The following is a 19,295-nucleotide window of genomic DNA, read 5'->3' on the forward strand; positions in this document are numbered from 1 at the left end:
TTTTATGCAACTTCAGGCAAAGCTTCCAGTGCTGTCTGTAGATCCAGCCACTCACCTTCCACATCATTCAACTGCTTTTGATTTTCAGCCTGCCGGATCAGGAGACCCTGCAAAGCTTCTTTATGTTCAGATTGATAAATATCCGGGTCTGCCAATTGCTTTTGCATGTGTGCCTCGGCTTCTGTCAGCGCTGCCATTCTAATTTCCAACTGTGCCAGCTTTTTGACTAAAGGTCGCCGCTCAGCCAGTCGGGCTTGTCTGTCAGCCTTTTGCTGATGGTAGCTGTTTTGCTTGACGGCTGCGGTTGTGACCGGCAGGGCACTATTGCCCGCAGGCTGCTGCAAATAGGTTTTGTAATCATCAAGATCACCATCAAAAACAGTGGCCTTGCCCTCTGCCACCAGCATAAATTGCTCGCAACAGGTGCCTAACAGCGTGCGGTCATGCGACACCATCACCATCCCGCCTTCATACGCTTGCAATGCCAGAGATAGCGCATGCCGCATTTCCAGGTCAAGATGGTTGGTGGGTTCATCTAGCAAGATCAGATTAGGTCGGTTCCAGATCAGCATGGCGAGTGCCATCCGTGATTTTTCACCCCCGGAAAATGCACCGCAGGGTGCTTTGGCCATGTTGCCCCTGAAATCAAAACCGCCTAAAAAATCCAGCAGTTCTTGTTCACGCGTATTGGGATCCAGCCGCTGTAAATGTTGCAAGGGTGAATCTGTGGCAATCAGTTGTTCCAGTTGGTGCTGGGCAAAATATCCGATACGCAAGTCTTTACCTTCCACGCGATCTCCTGCGAGCAAAGTAGCTGATTGCGCCAATGTTTTAATCAGCGTAGATTTGCCTGCACCGTTTTTGCCAAGCAATCCAATGCGCTCACCGGGGCGAATGGCAAGGTGCGCCAGTGTCACCAGCACCTGATTGGCATACCCAAGCTTGGCGTGATTAAGAACCAGCAGTGGATCAGGCGCTTGCGCCGGTGCGCGAAAGGTAAAGCTAAATGGAGAGTCCACATGGGCAGCACTGATCAACTCCATGCGCTCCAATGCTTTGATACGGCTTTGCGCCTGCTTGGCTTTGGTGGCTTGGGCACGAAAACGGTCAATATATTGTTGCAGATGCGCCATTTGCGCCTGCTGCTTTTGAAAACCAGCTTGCTGCAAAGCCAGGCGCTCGCTGCGCTGACGCTCAAAATCACTGTAACCACCCCGATACAAAGTCAGTGCGCACTGTTCAATATGCAGAATGTGGTTAACCGTATTATCTAAAAACTCTCGATCATGCGATATCAGCAACAATGTCCCGCGATAGGTATTGAGCCAGCTTTCCAGCCAGATCACCGCTTCAATATCCAAATGATTGGTTGGCTCGTCCAGTAACAATACATCTGAGCGACACATCAGCGCCTGCGCCAGATTGAGGCGCATGCGCCAACCTCCAGAAAAATCCTTGATCGGACGCGCTAACTGATCCTGCGTAAACCCCAGCCCGGCCAACAATGTACTGGCACGTGCCTCAGCGCTGTACCCATCAATCTCAGCCAGCCGCTGGTGCCACTCTCCAACAAGCGTCTGATCCAGACCGGCATCTTGCTGCGCCAGTGCAAGCTTATGCTGCAAATCACGCAGTTCTGTATCGCCATCCAGCGTATACTCCAGCGCAGACTGCTCGAGTGCAGGTGTTTCCTGCGCCACATGCGCCATGACCCAGTCAGGCGGCAGCAGCAATTCACCGCTGTCAGGCAATAACTGGCCCTGCAATAGCGCAAACAAGCTGGATTTACCTGCGCCGTTAGCCCCTGTCAGACCGACCCGATGACCGGGGTGCAACTGGAAACTGGCTTGATCAACCAGGGTTTTACCAGCACGCGAAAAGCTCAGTTGTTTACACTGAATCACAAACTGTACCTTTCATTTCATTGAATTAAAAAACCAGCCCTGCATTTTAAACGATTCAATCAAGAGTGCATTGAATAATTGCTTGCGCGCATGCATCAATCAGCAAACTTTTGATTACCTGCGGCATCAGCAGCTGAAACAGACCGACACGCAACACAATAAATATCGAGTCAACACGTGACAAAAGGGTCTAAAACAACCTACGCTACGCAATCAACCATTCAAACATCCTGGACACATGCACAAGATGCCAACACAGCTGCACCGCGATGCAACTGTTTTCAAGTAAAATAGTCACTCAATGAAGAAATCCAAATTTGTTCCATAACAATTTTATGCCTTTACAAAAAATAAAACGTTGGCTGGTGATGCTATTGCTGGTCATCGTGGTGGCATTCACATGTGTGATCGGAGCATTGCAGTTCTATGTATTTCCACACATCAATGATTACAAAAACCGCATTGCGCAGGCATTAACACAATCCTTGCAGCAAAAAGTGAGTATTGCGCATATTGCTGTGCGCTGGCGCGGCATTACGCCACAAATCACGCTGGGTGATATTGTGTTATACGACCAGCAACTAAGACCCGCACTCAAACTTGCCAAGGTGGCCTCACGCCTTTCCTGGAGTAGTGTGATGTTACTTTCACCTACACTGGTCAGCCTGCGTATTGACGGACCAAAACTAGTAGTTCGCCGCACAGCCACAGGAGAAATTTTTCTGGCTGGCATTTCAATGTCAGGGCAAGGAAACCCGGCATTTGGTAACTGGCTGCTCGCGCAACGGCGTATTAAAATCTCACATGCAACGGTCACCTGGGTGGATGAATTACGTCAAGCTCCCCCGCTCACCCTGAGCGACCTCAACATCGAAATGCTCACCCCGGTTTGGCAACGCCTGCTTGGTCGTCACCAAATCCACCTTGACAGCCTATTATCGCACGGCACCCGTGAACGCATTTTTCTGGAGGCCACCGTGGTTGGTCATGACGTTGCCAACCTGCCATCATGGCATGGTGAAACCTCGGTCCGCATACCAGAAACCGATCTCGCGGTATGGCAGCCGTGGCTGGATATTCCTGTCAACCTGCACCGCGGTCAGGGCAAACTGATTGCCACTCTGGCATTTGAGGCCAACCACATTAAACGAGTAGCGGCAGAACTGGATTTAAAACAACTGTCCCTGTCGCCTCCGCAACATAAACAAACATTCCAGGCAACATCATTGCGTGGTGAAGTTCGCTGGCAGCGCACTGAACAAGGCTCTGTAGTACATTTAAAACATCTTTCGGCAGACTTGGAGCCAGGCCTGAAACTTGAAGACACCACAGGTGAGTTGACCCTGGGCAAAGATAGTCAACAAGGAACACTGGCAATCAAAAAACTTGCGCTGCAAAATAGTCCGGCACTGGCGGAATGGTTGCCTGCCGACTCGCCCATCAAAACGCATTTGCAAAATATCGCCCCGACAGGCACAGCCAATCAGATCAAACTTCACTGGCTGCGCACAAAAAACACTTTACAAAACTACGATCTGGAAGCCTCGCTCAGCGCGATTAGCACGGAAGCCTACGAGCAAATTCCGGGACTTAAGAATTGGTCTGGAGAATTATCGGCGCACCCGAATCAGGGCAGCCTGCATCTCGACACGCGGCAAGCCAGCATAGATACCGCCGGTTTGTTACGATGGCCGTTACCCATAGACCGCTTGGAAGGCACAATACGCTGGGATAATAACGGCAAAAAAACGTTAATTACAACCAGCGATCTGAAATTTGATAATGCGCATCTGGCGCTCCGCCTGAATGCCGAATATCAATTGGGCGCAAGCGGCGGAGATACCATACAACTACAAAGCCAGATTGAGCGTGGTGATGCCAAGTTTGCACAAAACTACTACCCGAACATACTGGGAGAATCTACCCTGCATTGGCTGGACACCTCCATTTTATCGGGACAAATCAAGCGTGGAGAAGTCATTATCAAAGGACGGGTAAAGGATTTTCCGTTTGTGAATGCAGCCCATGTCGCCGATCCTGGCCTAGGCCTTTTTCGCGTAACCGCTCAAGTACAGCAAGCCAAACTTGAATACGGCACTGGCTGGCCAGTAGTGAGTGATGTGGAGGCCTTTCTGAAATTTGAAGGCCAGCGCATGGATATCGAAGTTAAAAACGCAATGACCGTTGGACAACGTATCACGCAGGCACACGTCGAGATCCCCAGACTGGATGCAGACTGGCCCATGCTCAACATCAAGTCAGTGGCACACAGCAATATTGACCAAGGTGTAAAATTCGTTAACAACAGCCCGGTCAAAGAAGTCACTATGGGATTCACTGACGACCTCAAAGCCACCGGTGAGGCCGAACTGCATCTGGATTTGCAAATACCACTTGAGAATGTGGATGCCGCGCAGTTTCAGGGTGACTATGCCATTAAAAACGGTCATCTGGCCGCAAATGCCGAGATTGGTCTGCCAGAAATGCATCAGATTAATGGCCATTTGAAATTCAATGAAAAAGGACTGCAAGCTCAAAACGTACAGCTCTTATTATTCGATAACCCGGCAAATCTCAGCCTGTCCACACGCAGTGACAAGTCTGTCATCATTCAAGGCAGCGGGCGGATCACCGATGCAGCCTTGAGAAAAATAGATAACAACCTGCTGACACGCGCCTTGCATGGTACAACGGACTGGAAAGCCAATATCCTGGTCAAGAAACCCAGCCTCAGACTAGACATTCAATCACAGTTGATTGGGATGTCGACCAATCTGCCTGCGCCGCTCAACAAAAGTGCAGACATGCCAGCCAGCTTGAACATCCGCTTGCGACAGGAAAACAGTCAGCAGGACAAAATTGACGTGCATTACGATGACTGGATACATGCCAATCTGATTCGCAATCATGCGGGCCAGGAAACCAGCATCAAAGCGGGCGAAATCGCGATCAACACGCCACCACGCTTACCCACCACGGACGGCATTAACGTGCGAGCCGACTTTCAGAAACTGAACGTGGATGAATGGCTGGCGTATTTTAAACAGCAGCCCGGCGGTGACAACAGTAATTCAGCCAAAATACCAGTGAGCAATATTGAAATCACCGCAGGGGTGTTACATATTTTTGACCGTAACCTGCACCAGATCAAGCTGGGCATCAGCCCACTTGAGGACAGGTTACGCTTATCCATGCAAAGCCAGGAACTGGCCGGTGATGCTGACTGGCTGCAGGGCAAGCAAAACAAGCTGATTGCAAAATTAAATTATTTGCGTATTCCACGCAATATAGATACTGACAATGCACCGCTGGGCGAAATCCGTCGATTAAATACAGTTTATCCAGAATTGGAAATGACCGCACAAGAGTTCCAGTTTGGTGACAAACAGTTAGGAAATCTGGAGTTAAAAGCATTCAACAGCGGCGAAAACTGGATCATCCAGAAAATGGCCCTGACCAATCCGGACAGTCAACTGAATGCAGACGGCGTTTGGCGAAATTCGACCCGCGGTCCACAAACACAACTCAAATTCAACCTGAGCTCAAGCAACCTGGGCAAAACCTTACAGCGCTTTCAGCCAGGTGGCGAAATGATCAAAGGCGGTAGTGGCAATATGGCCGGTCAACTCAACTGGCCCGGCAGCCCGCATGAATTTGCAGTAGAGCGACTCGATGGAGACTTTAGCTTGCAGTTGGAAAAAGGCCAGATTCTAAAAGTACAACCTGGCGTTGGGCGATTGCTGGGCCTTCTCAGCTTGCAAAGTTTGCCGCGCCGGTTGACGCTGGATTTTCGTGACTTATTCAGTGAGGGCTTTGCCTTTGACAAAATTGCCTGCTCTGCCAATATCCGTGACGGCATTTTGCGCAGTGATGACCTGTTTATGACAGGCCCTGCCGCTGAGGCTAAAATTAAAGGGGAAACCAACCTGAAAGCAGAAACGCAGCGTTTGAGAGTCAAGGTCGTGCCACATATCAGCGACTCGTTCTCGCTGGCAGCACTGGCAGGCGGCCCCATTGTAGGCGTTGCCGCCTTTGTGGCGCAAAAGCTGCTCAAAGATCCGCTTAACAAAATCAGTTCAAGTGAGTATATGATTACTGGCACATGGGATAACCCGCAAGAAGCAGAAGTTGACAAGGCCACACCAAGCAACCAGTCTCCAGCAAGAAGTATCCGTTAATAACCTTTGTAACGAGCACCTACCATGACAGAGAGTAAAACAAAAAAACTGAAATCCACCTCGATAGATGACATCATCAAAGTTGCCGCAGTGCAGATGGCCTCCAGCCCTAATGTCTCTGCCAACCTGGTGGAGGCCAAGCGCCTGATTAAAATGGCCGCTGAACAGGGTGCCAAACTGGTGGTCTTGCCTGAGTATTTCTGCATCATGGGCCTGAAAGATTTTGACAAGGTCACCGTGCGTGAAAAACCTGACAATGGCCCGATACAGCAGTTTTTAAGCAAAACTGCCAAGCAATATAAAATCTGGATTGTGGCCGGCACCGTTCCGATGGAAAGCCACTATGCCAACAAGGTGCGTAACAGCTGCCTGGTCTATAACGACAAAGGCGAGCAAGTGGCCCGCTATGACAAAATCCACCTGTTCGGGCTGGACATGGGCACCGAGCATTACCATGAAGAAAATACCATAGAATCCGGCGACACTGTGGTTGCGCTTGATACGCCGTTCGGCCGTATCGGCCTGTCAATTTGCTACGATTTGCGCTTCCCGGAACTGTTCCGCGCCATGGGCGAAGTCGATATGATTGTGGTGCCTTCAGCCTTTACCGAAACCACTGGCAAAGCGCACTGGGAAACGCTGGTACGCGCCCGCGCCATCGAAAACCTGTGTTATGTGATTGCCTCTGCGCAAGGCGGCTACCACCTCTCTGGCCGCGAAACGCACGGTAACAGCATGATTGTGGACCCCTGGGGCGTGGTGCTTGACCGCCTGCCGCGTGGCTCCGGCATTGTGGTGGCCAATGTGAACCGTAACTATATTAAAAACCTGCGTCAGAGCCTGCCCGCCTTGAAGCATAAAACCATTAAGGCCATTTAATGAAATCATGGAGTGCTGTTGTGGCACTCTTTGTTTCTGACGCACTCCAACGTATCAGATTGACCCGAACACATTAAAAAGTGAAGCGACCATGCAAACCCATTTAACCACCGCCAACGAGTTGCTGCTACGCCCGACCGGGCTCGATCAGGACGCCCTGAGCAAAGTCCTCTCGGGCATGATGACGCACGACATTGACTACGCTGACCTGTATTTTCAGTACAGCCGCAGTGAATCGTGGGGGCTGGAAGAAGGTCAGGTAAAGTCCGGCAGTTTCAATATAGACCAGGGTGTTGGCGTCCGCGCCGTCAGCGGTGAAAAAACCGCGTTCGCCTATTCAGATGACATTCACCTTGATGCGCTGAAAGAAGCCGCACAAGCCACGCGTGCCATTGCCAGCCTCGGCCAGGAAAAAACCGGCCATAGCATTGTCACACGCAGCCATCTGCCACTTTACCTGCCACAAGACCCGATTGCCAGCCTGAGCGCAGATGCCAAAGTCAAACTATTGGAAAAACTGGAGCGCTACGCCAAGGCCCAAGACCCGCGCGTGACGCAAGTCATGGCTTCCATGGCTGCCGAATACGAAGTAGTGATGGTCGCCCGCAGTGACGGCGTCATGGCAGGCGATGTACGTCCGCTGGTGCGCGTCTCTCTCCAAGTCATCGTCGAACACAATGGCCGTCGCGAACAAGGCTCAAGCGGTGGCGGTGGTCGTTTTGATTACAGCTATTTTACTGATGAAGTGCTGCAAGACTACGCACAAAAAGCCGTGCACCAGGCCATCGTCAACCTGGATGCCCGCCCTGCCCCCGCTGGCAGCATGACGGTCGTACTTGGCAGCGGCTGGCCTGGTATTTTGCTGCACGAAGCCATCGGCCACGGCCTCGAAGGCGACTTTAACCGCAAAGGCAGCAGCGCTTTCAGCAACATGATCGGCCAGCAAGTCGCTGCCAAAGGCATCACCATTGTCGATGACGGCACAATAGCAGACCGTCGTGGTTCATTGAGTATGGATGACGAAGGCAACGCCCCGCAAAACACAGTGCTGATCGAAGACGGCATTCTGCGTGGCTATATTCAGGATACGCTCAACGCCCGCCTGATGGGCATGGGCCTCACCGGCAACGCCCGCCGCGAAAGCTACGCGCATATCCCCATGCCACGCATGACCAACACCTACATGCTCAACGGCGACAAAGACCCGCAAGAGATTATCAAATCCGTTAAAAAAGGCCTGTACGCAGCCAACTTCGGCGGCGGCCAGGTGGATATCACCAGCGGTAAATTCGTCTTCAGCGCAGCTGAGGCCTATATGATCGAAGACGGCCAAATCACATACCCGGTGAAAGGTGCGACACTCATTGGTAACGGTCCAGACGTACTTAAACGTGTGAGTATGATAGGCAATGACATGGCGCTGGATAGCGGCGTTGGCACATGTGGCAAGGAAGGTCAGAGTGTGCCGGTTGGAGTTGGTCAGCCTACGTTGAAGATTGATGGGTTGACGGTGGGTGGGACGTCGGCTTAGTACATAGTATGATGTATAAATATCCACATTGCTTAACCAGATGTTTGGTGATAAATGACTAAGCCTTATCTTAAGAGCTAGAATGTGTAATTCCTAACACTTGAACGAGCCGTTAAAAAATGGAAATAAAAGATTGGATTAGTCTAGCTTCAGCATGCATTGTAGCTTTTGGCTGGTTCGTAACTGGCTATCTAAATAGAGTCAAAGATGTTGCTCAAAAACGACTTGAATACCGCCTAAATGCATTAGAAGCTTTTTTACCTGTGTGGTTTTCAATCCAGAAAAGTGGCGGAAACCCCTTCAACGAAACTGAATTCTTAACAAAACTCGAACATTCAAGAAGCTTGTTCCAACTTTACGGTTTAGATGATGAGATTGAATTTATGGAACAGTTTATTTCATCCCTTGAAAAGCAGAGTCTGCCAGAAGCAAACTTAGCACTGAGCAAATTAGTTCCATTAGTTCGCTCTCGCATTAGAACTGAACTAAAAATAAGTTATAAGTTAAAAGACTTCAACCTCACCCGATGACTTTGCAAGTCTGCCTTGCAAACATCCACAGTACCAAACGGCGGCTGCGCATTGGGCCTTAAGGCTTTATAAAGCGCCTCGCGGGTGATCCCACTTTTTTCAGCCTTGTAGATATCGTAGGGCGGACTTGTCTAGTCCGCCGCATTTAAAATATTTCAAATTAAAGAAAATTACGCCTATGGCGTACCGCGAACGGGTACGCCCTACTCAACTAAAGCAATCGCGACAATCACATCTGCATTCAAGATTGGCTATTGTTGCGAGCACCAATGACTCAGGCTCTCCCTGCCAGGCATCAAGTACATCAAATACCTTTCGAGATGTTCTAAGGGAAGTATTACTTAAATCGCACCGTAAACCGCGGAACGATGCCCTATTTTAATAATCATTACGACTAGATTTTCATCCTGAATTTCGTAAATAATCCGATATAAGCCTTGCCGCACCCGGTAACAGTCTTTCCCTGTGAGTTTGATACAGCCTTCAGCACGCGGATTTTCTGCCAGTTGCTCTATGCATTCGAGAATGCGCTTAACGTCATGCTTGGGAATCGAGCGAAAATCTTTGCTGACTGATGCCTTAAAGCGGATGTTATATCTTGCCATCTTGCTTGAGTGTATTCAGTAAAGCTTCATAACTGATTTCAGGCTCATCGGCACGCTGTGCAATTGCCTCTAGATCTTCTTGGTCTTCTCGCATCAGTAAACGCACTGCCTCATCCACCAATTCGGAAAGTGACACATGGTTGGTGGCTGCTTTTAAGCGTAAGGCTTGGTGAATTGAAGGGTCAAAGTAAACAGTTGAACGTTTTGATAATTCGGCCATTTTTGCTCTACTATAAAATTATTGATGTGCCTATTATAGCACTACAACGCTATAGCGTTAAAACACCAAATAGTTAAATGATGGCCAGTTTTTTAAAACCCAGCCTTGTGGGCAACAAGTTGGCCACCCTACAGGCTGGCGCAGCGTTTCGTGAAGCGCACACATGGATTAGCGCAAGAGCGATGGACGCTCTAATGTCTCGTCTTGCCAATCATCAAACAACGCAATATAGCTTTCAGGCCAATGGTTCTGCACTTGAGATTCTCGCTTTACCACTTTGGCCAGATATTTTGAAAGTGACATATTCGCTTGCCTGGCCTTGCACCTGATCACCGCTTCAATTTCATCAGAAACATAAGAAGACGATTTCGATATATCGCCTCCAGCTTGATTACGCTGATCAATTGAAAATCAAGTCAGTACAGAATCAGCTGTTCTATGACTATGGCTTTAAATTCCGCCAACCCAACCACGCAATATAAGCATAACAAATCACCGGCAACACAAACGCATGGTGCAATCCCAAGCGGTCGGCCAGCAGGCCTGTGAGCAAGGGCACTACGGCGCCACCGACAATCGCTGTTGCGAGTAATCCTGAGCCTTTTTTCTCCTGCCCTGCTTTGAGACCTTTGATACCCAAAGTAAAAATGGTGGGGAACATGATGGAATTACACAGGCCGACCAATGCCATGCTGCCGATCGCGAGGGAGCCTGTCGATTGCATGGAGAAAAGTATGAGGCCAACGGCAAGTAAAGCATGCGTGATGAGCACTCTGGCAGGTGCAAACTGTTTTAAGGTAAAGATGCCAATAAAACGGCCTATCATGGCGCCTCCCCAATACAGGGCTACCAGGGGCGCTGCCTGAGTTGCTGCAACGTGGTTGATCTCCATAACGTAATTGACCAGGAAGCTGCCAATCGACACTTCAGCGCCGACATAGGCAAAAATTCCGATCACGCCGAGGAGCAGGCCTTTTTCTTTTAATACTTCGTCCCAAGGGCTGTCATCCGCTGCTGCGCTTTCCATGCCTGAGAGATTGATGCGGGAAAGCACCAGCGCAATCACGATCAATACGCCCGCAATAAGAAAATAAGGATACACCACGCCTTCGGCATACACGGAATTGGTTAAGCCGGAGAGGATGAAGTAAGCACCAAAGAATGGGGCGATAAAGGTCCCCAGCGAGTTAAAGGCTTGCGCCATGGTGAGCCGTGAAGAGGCGGTTTCCTTGGGGCCGATAATGGATACACAGGGATTAGCCGCAACTTGTAGCAGCACAATGCCAGAGGCGAGGACAAACAGCGCGGCTAAAAACAATGCATAGGTATGCAAGAGTACGGCAGGGTAAAATAGCAGGCAACCGAGCGCAGCCAAGGCAAAGCCAATCACCATACCCTTTTGGTAGCCGACTTGCTCAATCAACTTGCTGAACGGAATGGAGGTCAGGCCATAGGCAGCAAAAAAGCAGAATTGAATTAACGCGGCCTGCGCATAAGTGAGCGCAAAAATGTCTTTCAGGTAAGGCACCAGAATATCGTTCAGACAGGTAATAAAGCCCATCATAAAAAACAATACGGTAAGTGAGGCCAGGGCTTTTTTATACATAGGGGTCCTTTAATGTACGTGCCCGTGCACTACATCACAAACAGGCCGTATTGGAAAGATGCGGCCATCAAAAATATGCAGCTTGATGGCGCAGTGTGTGCGCAATTGTTTAATACAGATCAAATCCCGTGCTTGTTCGAGCCACGGATATCTTGACGCTAAGCTATTGTATTGAATAAGATATCAACAAAGGCCAAAAGCCTGAATGCTTTATTCACTTCCAGACCAAGGAGATTGTATGGCAACGACCGAAACCACAGGTAAAAAAACTTCCCCGGCAAAAAAAGCAGCAGCTAAAACGGCGGCGCCTAAAGCCAAATCGGCTGCCACGCGTAAAAAGGCAGCCAAACCGTCCGTAATGACCAGTGAAGAACGTTACAAAATGATCGAAACTGCTGCCTATTATATTGCTGAAAAAAATGGCTTCAACACGAATCATATGGACCACTGGCTGGCGGCCGAACTGGAAGTCGATGCCAAACTGAACGGTGCCTAGACCAGTGCAGTTTCCTGGCTTAGGCTATTGACTCAGGCTTACGCGACAGGCGCCAGACACAAGTAACGCACTTGCACGCATGGGTTGAGTGCCTGCCATTTTTAGATGATGTTTACTGCCTTATTGCACAGGTGGGTTTTCTTCCGGTGGTAAAGTGACTTCACTTTCCCAGGCGGGGTCTGCCAACACAAACTGTATATCGGCCCCGCTGTTGCGCGCATATTGTAAAAAGCCGAGCACTTCGGGGTGATTTAACTTCAAGCCATAAGCAATGTATGGAAAATCCGAGAGTGGTACGTCACGCTCAAAAAATGACCAGTGCAGGCTTTTATTGTAAAAACGCTCCACCAGGCTAGTGATGGCCACCAGCTCATATTGCCCGCGTGCATTGAGTAGCATCCACGGGCCGCCGGAGTCACCCACGGTAGGCATGGCAAGATCAGGGGCATATTGAGCTTGCGCACCCAGCCGATTCACGGCAAGTAGCGCTTTTTCAGCGTGTACCAGCTCTTTGGTATAGTCAAACTGGGCGCGTGACTTGATATGCAGCATCTCATCCATGGCTTCGTAGGTTTGCGGCAATACTTGATAAAAGTCAGAGAGGTCGCGTAACAGGGCACGCTCGGCGCAGCGTGGCTGCCGTGTATCCCCTTCCTGATAGCCACGCCCATAACCGCAGATCATCAGTGCGTCAGGCAGCTTTTCTTTGAGGTGGATACGCACGGGCTGTATGCCGCCGTGTAATGCTGCGTCGAACACCAGAATGGCGATATCCTTGGTGACATCTTCAGATACCTCCTCATATGGACGGTAAAAGGCTTGCCGCAGGTGCAGCGCCTCAATACCAAGTGACTGTGCCTGAGCGATGGTCACGTCGGGTAACTCTTTAGGGCCGGTCAGCTTCACCTCTCTAAGACAATGCGCTGCCGTCAGCAGGGTCAGTGGCTGGCGGCCCACAATCACCGCGCTGCACATCGAGTCGTAATGCTCCCATGTGCCCATGGAGCGCAGATAATGTTCATGCTGTATGCTGAGCTTTACGGTGGAAATAGCCAGTGCCGGAAAAGGCATGCCATGTATCAAGGCCTGTGAGGAGGTCATCAGCGCCAAACCGCCACACATCACCAGCACAGGCATGACAGGCCGGAGCAGCCTGCATAAAAACGAGGGGGATACGTGCATACCCATCTCCCGCAATCGAGCTTACAAGCTTTTGTCTGCGTTATTTTTTAACTCAAGCGGACCAAAACAGCTTTCCAGCGAAGGGGCATCATTGTCGCAGGAAATGACTGAGCGGCCATCGGGTTGAAACAGTAAATAGGTGGTTTGCTCAGTGTTGATCTCGGACACCTGCTTGGTACAATCCGGCGCCTTGTTGCTCAAGGTGATACGATGACTTAATTTGAAGAATCCATTTGCATCCGGCTGTGGCGTGACCGTATAACGCGCTTCCAGTTGCTCGTCACCACTGGTAAACACCGCTGTCCCATCTTCTTTAAACCAGTAGGTTTCCATGCAGCCTGAATCCGGCAATCTGGCCTCCCAATAGCCAATCAGCGGGTGCTTTAAGGAGCGTGCATCAGTCTCTTCCGCGACCGCTGCCCCGGAGAAAACACCTGCAAGGCACATTGCCGCGGACAGACATGAGCGCATACCAAATAAAGAACAATGACGCATTGCAACCCCCTTGCTGATTGAGATGTAAAGCTGTCAGGGATTGTCAAAGAAAAATGATCGGCTCACCAGTGAATGATTCCCCGCCAGTGTTGCAACATTTCCCAATATCGAAATAACCATTTACACGATAACAAGGTTCAGAGAGGCCCGCTCAGTTCAGATTATCCTTAGCAAATGCTATGCAATAAAAAACCCGGGCAAGCCCGGGTTTTCTAACAACATGCAATTCGCAGTGATTATTTCATCACACGGTTGCGGTATTCGCCGGTACGGGTATCAATTTCGATTTTGTCGCCCTGGCTGACAAACAATGGCACCGGAATTTCAAAACCGGTGGCAATCTTGGCTGGTTTCATCACTTTACCGGAAGTATCGCCTTTCACCGCTGGCTCGGTGTAAGTGATTTCGCGCACAACAGTGGTTGGCAGTTCGATGGAAATCGCTTTGCCATCATAGAAGCGTACCTCGCAAGGCATGCCATCTTCCAGATATGGGAGAGCATCTTGCATAAACTCGGCATCTACGTCGTACTGATTGTATTCAGCATCCATAAATACGTAGGTTGGGTCAGCAAAGTAAGAAAAAGTCACTTCTTTCTTTTCCAGCACGATCACGTCAAACTTGTCCTGCGCGGCGTATACGTTCTCGCTAGGGGCGTCAGTCAACAAGTTTTTCATTTTCATTTTTACGACCGCTGAGTTACGGCCGGATTTGTTGTATTCGGCTTTCACTACTACCATAGGATCATTACCAATCATGATCACGTTGCCTACGCGTAAGTCCTGAGCGATTTTCATACAATGCCTTTGAATGTGGGAATAATAAAGCCGAGCATTATACCCGATTTTCTTGCAATTTCTCAATAAAAATCACCATGTTAGTCACCAAATCAGCAGTTTTCGCCAGCTGACTGGCCACCAGCATACTGTGCCGGGAAACCTCGGAATAATGGCTGGTGAAAGCGGCCCAATGCGCACATTCAAAGCTGCCGTTTGCCCATGCCTGCATCATGTCTTGAATCACTGCAGCGACTTCTGGCTTGGCAAGCGCCAGATAATGGCGCAGAAAAGCTGCCAGTTTTTGCAAATGGGTTTCGTCGGTTTGCTGATAAGGCAACCACACCATTGGCTTACCCGCCCAAATTGCACGCACCCAGCTATCCTCACCGCGCACAAAATTGACGTCACACAGGGATAGCAAACGGTCATAGTCAGGCTGCGACAAAAAGGGAATCACACAGATTTCGCATGCCCCATGCTGTACACGCTGCCCAGCGCGCAATACAGCCAAACTCAACACATTGGCAACCATGGGCGCAATTGAGTCCGGGAGCAGCAAGCGTATCGGCTGCGGAGAATGTGCAAAGGCTTGAAGCAAGGCAGCCAGCGGGGCATGTGCATAACAGAACAATGACAGCGTCATCTGCCCCGTCGCAGCGGGCGTACAGCCCAAGTGCTGCCAAAAGGCATCGGCCTGCATGGCCGCATCCGCTTGCAAGCCAGGCAGGCTGACCTCACGTAACAAGCCGCCAGTGCGTAACGTAAAGCCAGGATAAAAAAACCATCGGATCAAGCCATTCGCTTGCGGTGAGGGCTTGCCATGAAAGTCCTCAACCCAGTCTTCAGCGGATAAATAATCAATATTCAGCCAGAGAGATTGCGCAACGAACATGGCAGACTGATAACTTTCCGGAAGGCCGCAACTGAATGTTTCAATCACCACGGTAGCTGCCTGCCCAAAGTCAGCCCGTTCCGTCCAGTGATGCAATTGAATGCCGTCATGGTCATCGCCAGCAAACCGCGTTGCCAGCGCCTGATCGTCTACCCACAACCGGACTGAAACGTTGTGCTCGTCCACCAATTGACGTGCCAGGCGCCAGCACACACCGATATCACCAAAGTTATCCACCACTTTGCAGAAAATATCGTATTGTCGATTCAAAGGCAGCCTGGCTGTCATAGTGGATTACGTAATTGTCGCGGAGAATGCAAGAAATGCAGTGTAGCTGAATTGATGTGAAAAATAACCGTTGTCATGCACGAAACGCGCATGCTGGTTATTGCGTGCGTTGTAAGATCAAGCCCGTATCAGGCTGGGACAGTAACTCTAGATTGCACGGTTTCCAGCCATGTCAGCTGTAAAACCTTGGCATCAATCGATGCGCGGTGCCTTTCCATGCTCAAAGACGCCATAATCGCCTGCTTGGTTGGATGCCAGATATCTGCTTGTTGCGGACTCAGAATCATCCGCAAATCTTCCAGCTTGAAACTGGGCTGCATAGCGGTGGCTTCATACAAACAACTGAGCCAGACAAAGTCATTAAACCAGGCATCGCTGTACAAGGTTTGACCAGAAAATGTTAAATTCAGATGTTTGGCAATCTGCCAGGCAGGCAAACCATGTTGCATTAGATTTTGGCGCGTTTGTTGATGCAGTTTTTCTGCCTCATGGTCCCAATGTAGCCACTCAGCTTGCGGCTGCACCAGTGCGCACCAAGTCTCCCCGTTAGCTGAAGCATAACCAATTTCAATCGGGTAACTACCCACGCCAAAACCGGAAGCTTCAATATCTAGGATGATCGGTGGCTGCATATATATACTCTCGTTGACGACGCAATCGTGTGCGTAGCTTTTTTATCAGTTTTAAATTTCAATGTAATGACATCAGGTCATTTATCCTATTGACGGCTTATTTACCACATTTCTTGAGCGCCCATCAATAATCATGTGCACATAGATAGAAACTATACTAATCATTCTCGCATGCACAGCAAGCCATTATACAAAAAACCCCATCACCGCAAACGCGAAAATGGGGCTAGTTTCAATGCCAATTAAGTACAAGCTTACATGAGCAACGGCGCAACAAATGCAAAAAAACTGCCAATCAAAAACACGGCCACTGAGAACCCGTAAATCCACAGGCTTTGGCGACGCGTTTGCATGCATAGCCGTGCCAGTTGTGCATCCCCAGGACAAGGCAATCTCCGCGCCCGCCATTGCATGCTGCCGGCCAGCAGCAGCATGACACCCGCCACCCCAAACACCAGTGGCTTATGTTCGCTTACCCAGATCAGTTGCGGAAAGTGGCTGATCAGGCTGGTCAAGGTCGCGACCGAGCCAATCGCCACCAGCGTCGCCGGAAGTGCGCAGCAGATCAGTGTAGACCCGCTGGTGAACAGCGACAGCAGGTTCAACTGTTTCGTAGTCCGCAAATGATTAATTTCCGCCGCCATCACTTGCTACCAGCCTTCTCTGCGCTGGCCACTTCGGCCTGGATGACTTCTACGGTCTGGTTGACACGTTCCAGCTTGCCAACCGAATAACCGGCATCCTGGATCACCTTGCTGAAGGCATCATTGGAAACATCCTGCCCGTCTTTCAACTGCAACGCCACCACGCGGCTCTTGAGGTCGACAAAGGCGGCTTGCTTTTGTGGCAAGGCATTGAGCTTTTTCTCTATGCCTTTGGCACAAAATGCGCACACCATGCCATTCACTTCAGCCTTGATCGTGGTCACGGCAAAGGCCGCAGGGGCCATGGCAGAAAGCATCAAAGTCACTAATAATTTTTTCATTGCAATATCCTTTTTAAAAATCAAATGGGTTAAAACACAAACATTGCATTCAGGCGCGGCGCAAAGCCTTCACCCTGCCATGGATTGGTCACACCGAATTCAAGAAAATAGTTTTTGTTGATCAGCCGCAGCGCCGGGGTGAGTTGCAGCGAGGGATCGTTGTTACGCATGGTTTTGGCCTCCAGCACAAACCACGGCTGCGTCTGGTCAAAGCCGGCTTCATAAAATGAAAACCCGGCCTGCACCGCGGCAGTGTCGAAGTTCATATTGGGGGCACGGATCATGCGCGCCTTGGCCAGGAAATACAGCCGGGTGGATTCGACATCAAACTGCAGGCTGGGCGTGTAAGCGAAGCCATTGTACTGGCCGCGTGCCTCCCCGACACTGCCATTAAACCAGACATTAGCCTGGGCAGATGGCAGGTTCCAGCGTTTAATAATCCCGGTGTAGTTGATACCCGAAATGGTCGTGGATTGCTCGCCTTTACCCGACATGCGCATTTGTTCAACGCCAATGGCATGCCCAAAAGTGGGCGAGTAATTCAACATCCATTCCTGATTGTAGCGACCGATTTCGGTCATGAGCATGGCGCTGTCCTCAAACCCCATCAGTGCCGCCGCGTGAGCTGGCAAAATGATCTGGCTTAGCAGGAAGGCGCCATAGGCAACATAACGTTGCTTAAACATATAGCCTCCATATTCAAAATGCAAAAACGCTAAAACTGGACGGATTCGTCCTGGGCGTTAAGCGAATATGGGGGGCTTGATGGCAGGCGGGTAAGTTTGCGAATGCACTGGATCAGCCTCAAACAAAGGGGCCGCGTGCGATTGTGCAAAGAGGGAAACAGCAGGAAACGCTTCGAGATGGGCAACACCCGTGCTGACCATACAAAAACCACATACACTGCATTTATGAGGTGACTGCTGATCGGCCTCGGGGGCGCCAGACGCGTGCGCATCTGTCATATGATGGCAAGGCATGGCCTCAACCTGAGATTGCAGCGCAGGAGATATTGGCAAGGCAACTGTCTGATCAGCCAACATCATCTGTAATGACATGCCGTTAGCGGCCATGACAAAGCACGGCAACCAGCAGATCAGGAACATACACAGATATTTACGCATATCGGCTAGGATAAGGCCAACCCGCAATAAGTTCAAGGCGTGTGCACCTTGATGCTTAACTTTATGCTCCAGGATGATGTTGAGCGGTGCTGATTGGCAGATAGGCTTTTATGCGTAGCGGATATCGATAATTTCATATTCGGTTTCTGCACCGGGGGTCACCACGCGGATGCTATCCCCGAGATTTTTGCCCAACAAGGCCTTGGCCATGGGGGAAATCCATGAAATATAGCCTTGCGTTGGATCCAGCTCATCCTGGCCGACAATCCGGATATGCAGCTCGCTGTCATCCCCCAGGTTGAACAGCGTGACCCAGGCACCAAAATAGACTTTTTCTGTATTGGTTTGCGTGTGGCTATAGACAATTTCAGCGGACTCCATACGCTTGGTCAGAAAGCGAATACGCCCGTCAATCTGGCGCAGGCGTTTTTTGCCGTAGATATAATCGCCATTTTCACTGCGGTCACCATTACCGGCCGCCCAACTCACCACACGCACTACCTCTGGCCTATCCACCTTGATCAAATATTGAAACTCTTTTTCCAGCGCAGCATAGCCTTCGGGGGTAATGTAGTTCTTAATATCGGCCATCAGTCTTCTTTAACTTCTTCAACGTCATACACATAATGGCTGGTCTCACCAAAACAACTGGAAGGCACCCCCTTGTGCTCCTTGTACAGCAAGCGCACCCGGTCACCTGCAATGCCGTTAATCTTGGCAATCACGGCATCATCATGCACCGTAAAATAGAACTTCTCGGCTTGTGTCCCCGGCACCGTCACCAGCACCAGTTCGCCTTCCCAGGTTTTGCATACCCAGCCTTTGTTGGAAAGCTTTTGTACATAGCCAATCCGCTCCCCGGAAGAATACACCCAGGTCAGGCTGGCCCAGGTATAAAGGGCAAGCAGTGCCACTGGCAACACGATCAACCAGAACAACCCTTTTAAAAATCTCCCCATACCCTGTGCC

General features: G+C 50.1%; 22 protein-coding genes. 5 read left to right on the forward strand and 17 right to left on the reverse strand.

Annotated elements, in window-relative coordinates:
* Positions 1–2: 2 nt before the first annotated feature.
* Positions 3–1,904 (reverse strand): ATP-binding cassette domain-containing protein, encoded by a 1,902-nt coding sequence (locus Q9291_RS05275; RefSeq protein ID WP_306388981.1) that lies wholly within the window; start codon positions 1,902–1,904, stop codon positions 3–5.
* 335 nt (positions 1,905–2,239) lie between these two features.
* Here Q9291_RS05275 and Q9291_RS05280 point away from each other — a divergent pair, with 335 nt between their 5' ends.
* From Q9291_RS05280 to Q9291_RS05295, 4 genes are all read left to right on the forward strand, one after another.
* Positions 2,240–6,082 carry a YhdP family protein gene (locus tag Q9291_RS05280; RefSeq protein WP_306388982.1) on the forward strand — a complete coding sequence of 1,281 codons (3,843 nt, stop codon included), beginning with the start codon at positions 2,240–2,242 and terminating at the stop codon, positions 6,080–6,082.
* 24 nt (positions 6,083–6,106) lie between these two features.
* Complete coding sequence (locus Q9291_RS05285; protein ID WP_306388983.1) at positions 6,107–6,961, forward strand: carbon-nitrogen hydrolase family protein; 855 nt, start codon at positions 6,107–6,109, stop codon at positions 6,959–6,961.
* A gap of 91 nt (positions 6,962–7,052) precedes the next feature.
* On the forward strand, positions 7,053–8,492 hold the full coding sequence (gene tldD, locus Q9291_RS05290; protein WP_306388984.1) for a metalloprotease TldD: 1,440 nt from the start codon (positions 7,053–7,055) through the stop codon (positions 8,490–8,492).
* Between the two features lie 119 nt (positions 8,493–8,611).
* Positions 8,612–9,022, forward strand: a complete 411-nt coding sequence (locus tag Q9291_RS05295) for a hypothetical protein (RefSeq protein WP_306388985.1) — start codon at positions 8,612–8,614, stop codon at positions 9,020–9,022.
* On the opposite strand, the gene Q9291_RS14150 is transcribed toward Q9291_RS05295, so the two are convergent.
* From Q9291_RS14150 to Q9291_RS05315, 5 genes are all read right to left on the reverse strand, one after another.
* Positions 8,989–9,135, reverse strand: coding sequence for a hypothetical protein (locus Q9291_RS14150; protein ID WP_370530744.1), 147 nt, complete (start codon positions 9,133–9,135; stop codon positions 8,989–8,991). The genes Q9291_RS05295 and Q9291_RS14150 overlap by 34 nt on opposite strands.
* 228 nt (positions 9,136–9,363) lie before the next feature.
* Positions 9,364–9,627 (reverse strand): type II toxin-antitoxin system RelE family toxin, encoded by a 264-nt coding sequence (locus tag Q9291_RS05300; RefSeq protein WP_306388986.1) that lies wholly within the window; start codon positions 9,625–9,627, stop codon positions 9,364–9,366.
* Positions 9,614–9,847: an RH3 domain-containing protein gene (locus Q9291_RS05305; protein ID WP_306388987.1), complete on the reverse strand. Its 234-nt coding sequence runs from the start codon at positions 9,845–9,847 to the stop codon at positions 9,614–9,616. Before Q9291_RS05305 ends, Q9291_RS05300 begins: the two co-directional genes overlap by 14 nt.
* Before the next feature lie 168 nt (positions 9,848–10,015).
* Positions 10,016–10,150 (reverse strand): hypothetical protein, encoded by a 135-nt coding sequence (locus tag Q9291_RS05310; RefSeq protein WP_306388988.1) that lies wholly within the window; start codon positions 10,148–10,150, stop codon positions 10,016–10,018.
* A gap of 139 nt (positions 10,151–10,289) precedes the next feature.
* Positions 10,290–11,453, reverse strand: coding sequence for a sugar MFS transporter (locus Q9291_RS05315; RefSeq protein WP_306388989.1), 1,164 nt, complete (start codon positions 11,451–11,453; stop codon positions 10,290–10,292).
* A gap of 238 nt (positions 11,454–11,691) precedes the next feature.
* On the opposite strand from Q9291_RS05315, the gene Q9291_RS05320 reads away from it, so the two are divergent.
* The gene (locus tag Q9291_RS05320; RefSeq protein ID WP_306388990.1) at positions 11,692–11,949 is read left to right on the forward strand and encodes a DUF2934 domain-containing protein; all 258 of its coding nucleotides are present in this window, start codon (positions 11,692–11,694) and stop codon (positions 11,947–11,949) included.
* Positions 11,950–12,069: 120 nt separating this feature from the next.
* Here Q9291_RS05320 and Q9291_RS05325 read toward each other — a convergent pair whose 3' ends face one another.
* From Q9291_RS05325 to Q9291_RS05375, 11 genes are all read right to left on the reverse strand, one after another.
* Positions 12,070–13,131 (reverse strand): trypsin-like serine protease, encoded by a 1,062-nt coding sequence (locus Q9291_RS05325; RefSeq protein ID WP_306388991.1) that lies wholly within the window; start codon positions 13,129–13,131, stop codon positions 12,070–12,072.
* Between the two features lie 21 nt (positions 13,132–13,152).
* Complete coding sequence (locus Q9291_RS05330) at positions 13,153–13,626, reverse strand: hypothetical protein (RefSeq protein ID WP_306388992.1); 474 nt, start codon at positions 13,624–13,626, stop codon at positions 13,153–13,155.
* A 236-nt stretch (positions 13,627–13,862) separates the two neighbouring features.
* Positions 13,863–14,423, reverse strand: a complete 561-nt coding sequence (gene efp / locus Q9291_RS05335; protein ID WP_306388993.1) for an elongation factor P — start codon at positions 14,421–14,423, stop codon at positions 13,863–13,865.
* Between the two features lie 37 nt (positions 14,424–14,460).
* Positions 14,461–15,585, reverse strand: coding sequence for an elongation factor P maturation arginine rhamnosyltransferase EarP (earP, locus tag Q9291_RS05340; protein ID WP_306388994.1), 1,125 nt, complete (start codon positions 15,583–15,585; stop codon positions 14,461–14,463).
* 128 nt (positions 15,586–15,713) lie between these two features.
* Complete coding sequence (locus tag Q9291_RS05345) at positions 15,714–16,217, reverse strand: hypothetical protein (RefSeq protein WP_306388995.1); 504 nt, start codon at positions 16,215–16,217, stop codon at positions 15,714–15,716.
* Positions 16,218–16,471: 254 nt separating this feature from the next.
* On the reverse strand, positions 16,472–16,861 hold the full coding sequence (locus tag Q9291_RS05350; protein ID WP_306388996.1) for a hypothetical protein: 390 nt from the start codon (positions 16,859–16,861) through the stop codon (positions 16,472–16,474).
* On the reverse strand, positions 16,861–17,202 hold the full coding sequence (locus Q9291_RS05355; protein WP_306388997.1) for a heavy-metal-associated domain-containing protein: 342 nt from the start codon (positions 17,200–17,202) through the stop codon (positions 16,861–16,863). The genes Q9291_RS05350 and Q9291_RS05355 overlap by 1 nt, the downstream gene beginning before the upstream one ends.
* Before the next feature lie 29 nt (positions 17,203–17,231).
* A complete protein-coding gene (locus tag Q9291_RS05360) occupies positions 17,232–17,888 on the reverse strand; it encodes a hypothetical protein (protein ID WP_306388998.1) in 657 nt (218 codons plus the stop codon).
* 57 nt (positions 17,889–17,945) lie between these two features.
* A complete protein-coding gene (locus tag Q9291_RS05365; protein WP_306388999.1) occupies positions 17,946–18,326 on the reverse strand; it encodes a hypothetical protein in 381 nt (126 codons plus the stop codon).
* A 108-nt stretch (positions 18,327–18,434) separates the two neighbouring features.
* Positions 18,435–18,917 carry a transcription elongation factor GreB gene (greB, locus tag Q9291_RS05370; RefSeq protein WP_306389000.1) on the reverse strand — a complete coding sequence of 161 codons (483 nt, stop codon included), beginning with the start codon at positions 18,915–18,917 and terminating at the stop codon, positions 18,435–18,437.
* On the reverse strand, positions 18,917–19,285 hold the full coding sequence (locus tag Q9291_RS05375) for a hypothetical protein (RefSeq protein WP_306389001.1): 369 nt from the start codon (positions 19,283–19,285) through the stop codon (positions 18,917–18,919). The genes greB and Q9291_RS05375 overlap by 1 nt, the downstream gene beginning before the upstream one ends.
* Positions 19,286–19,295: the final 10 nt, after the last annotated feature.

Source organism: Methylophilus aquaticus, assembly GCF_030769565.1.
Taxonomy (GTDB): domain Bacteria; phylum Pseudomonadota; class Gammaproteobacteria; order Burkholderiales; family Methylophilaceae; genus Methylophilus; species Methylophilus aquaticus.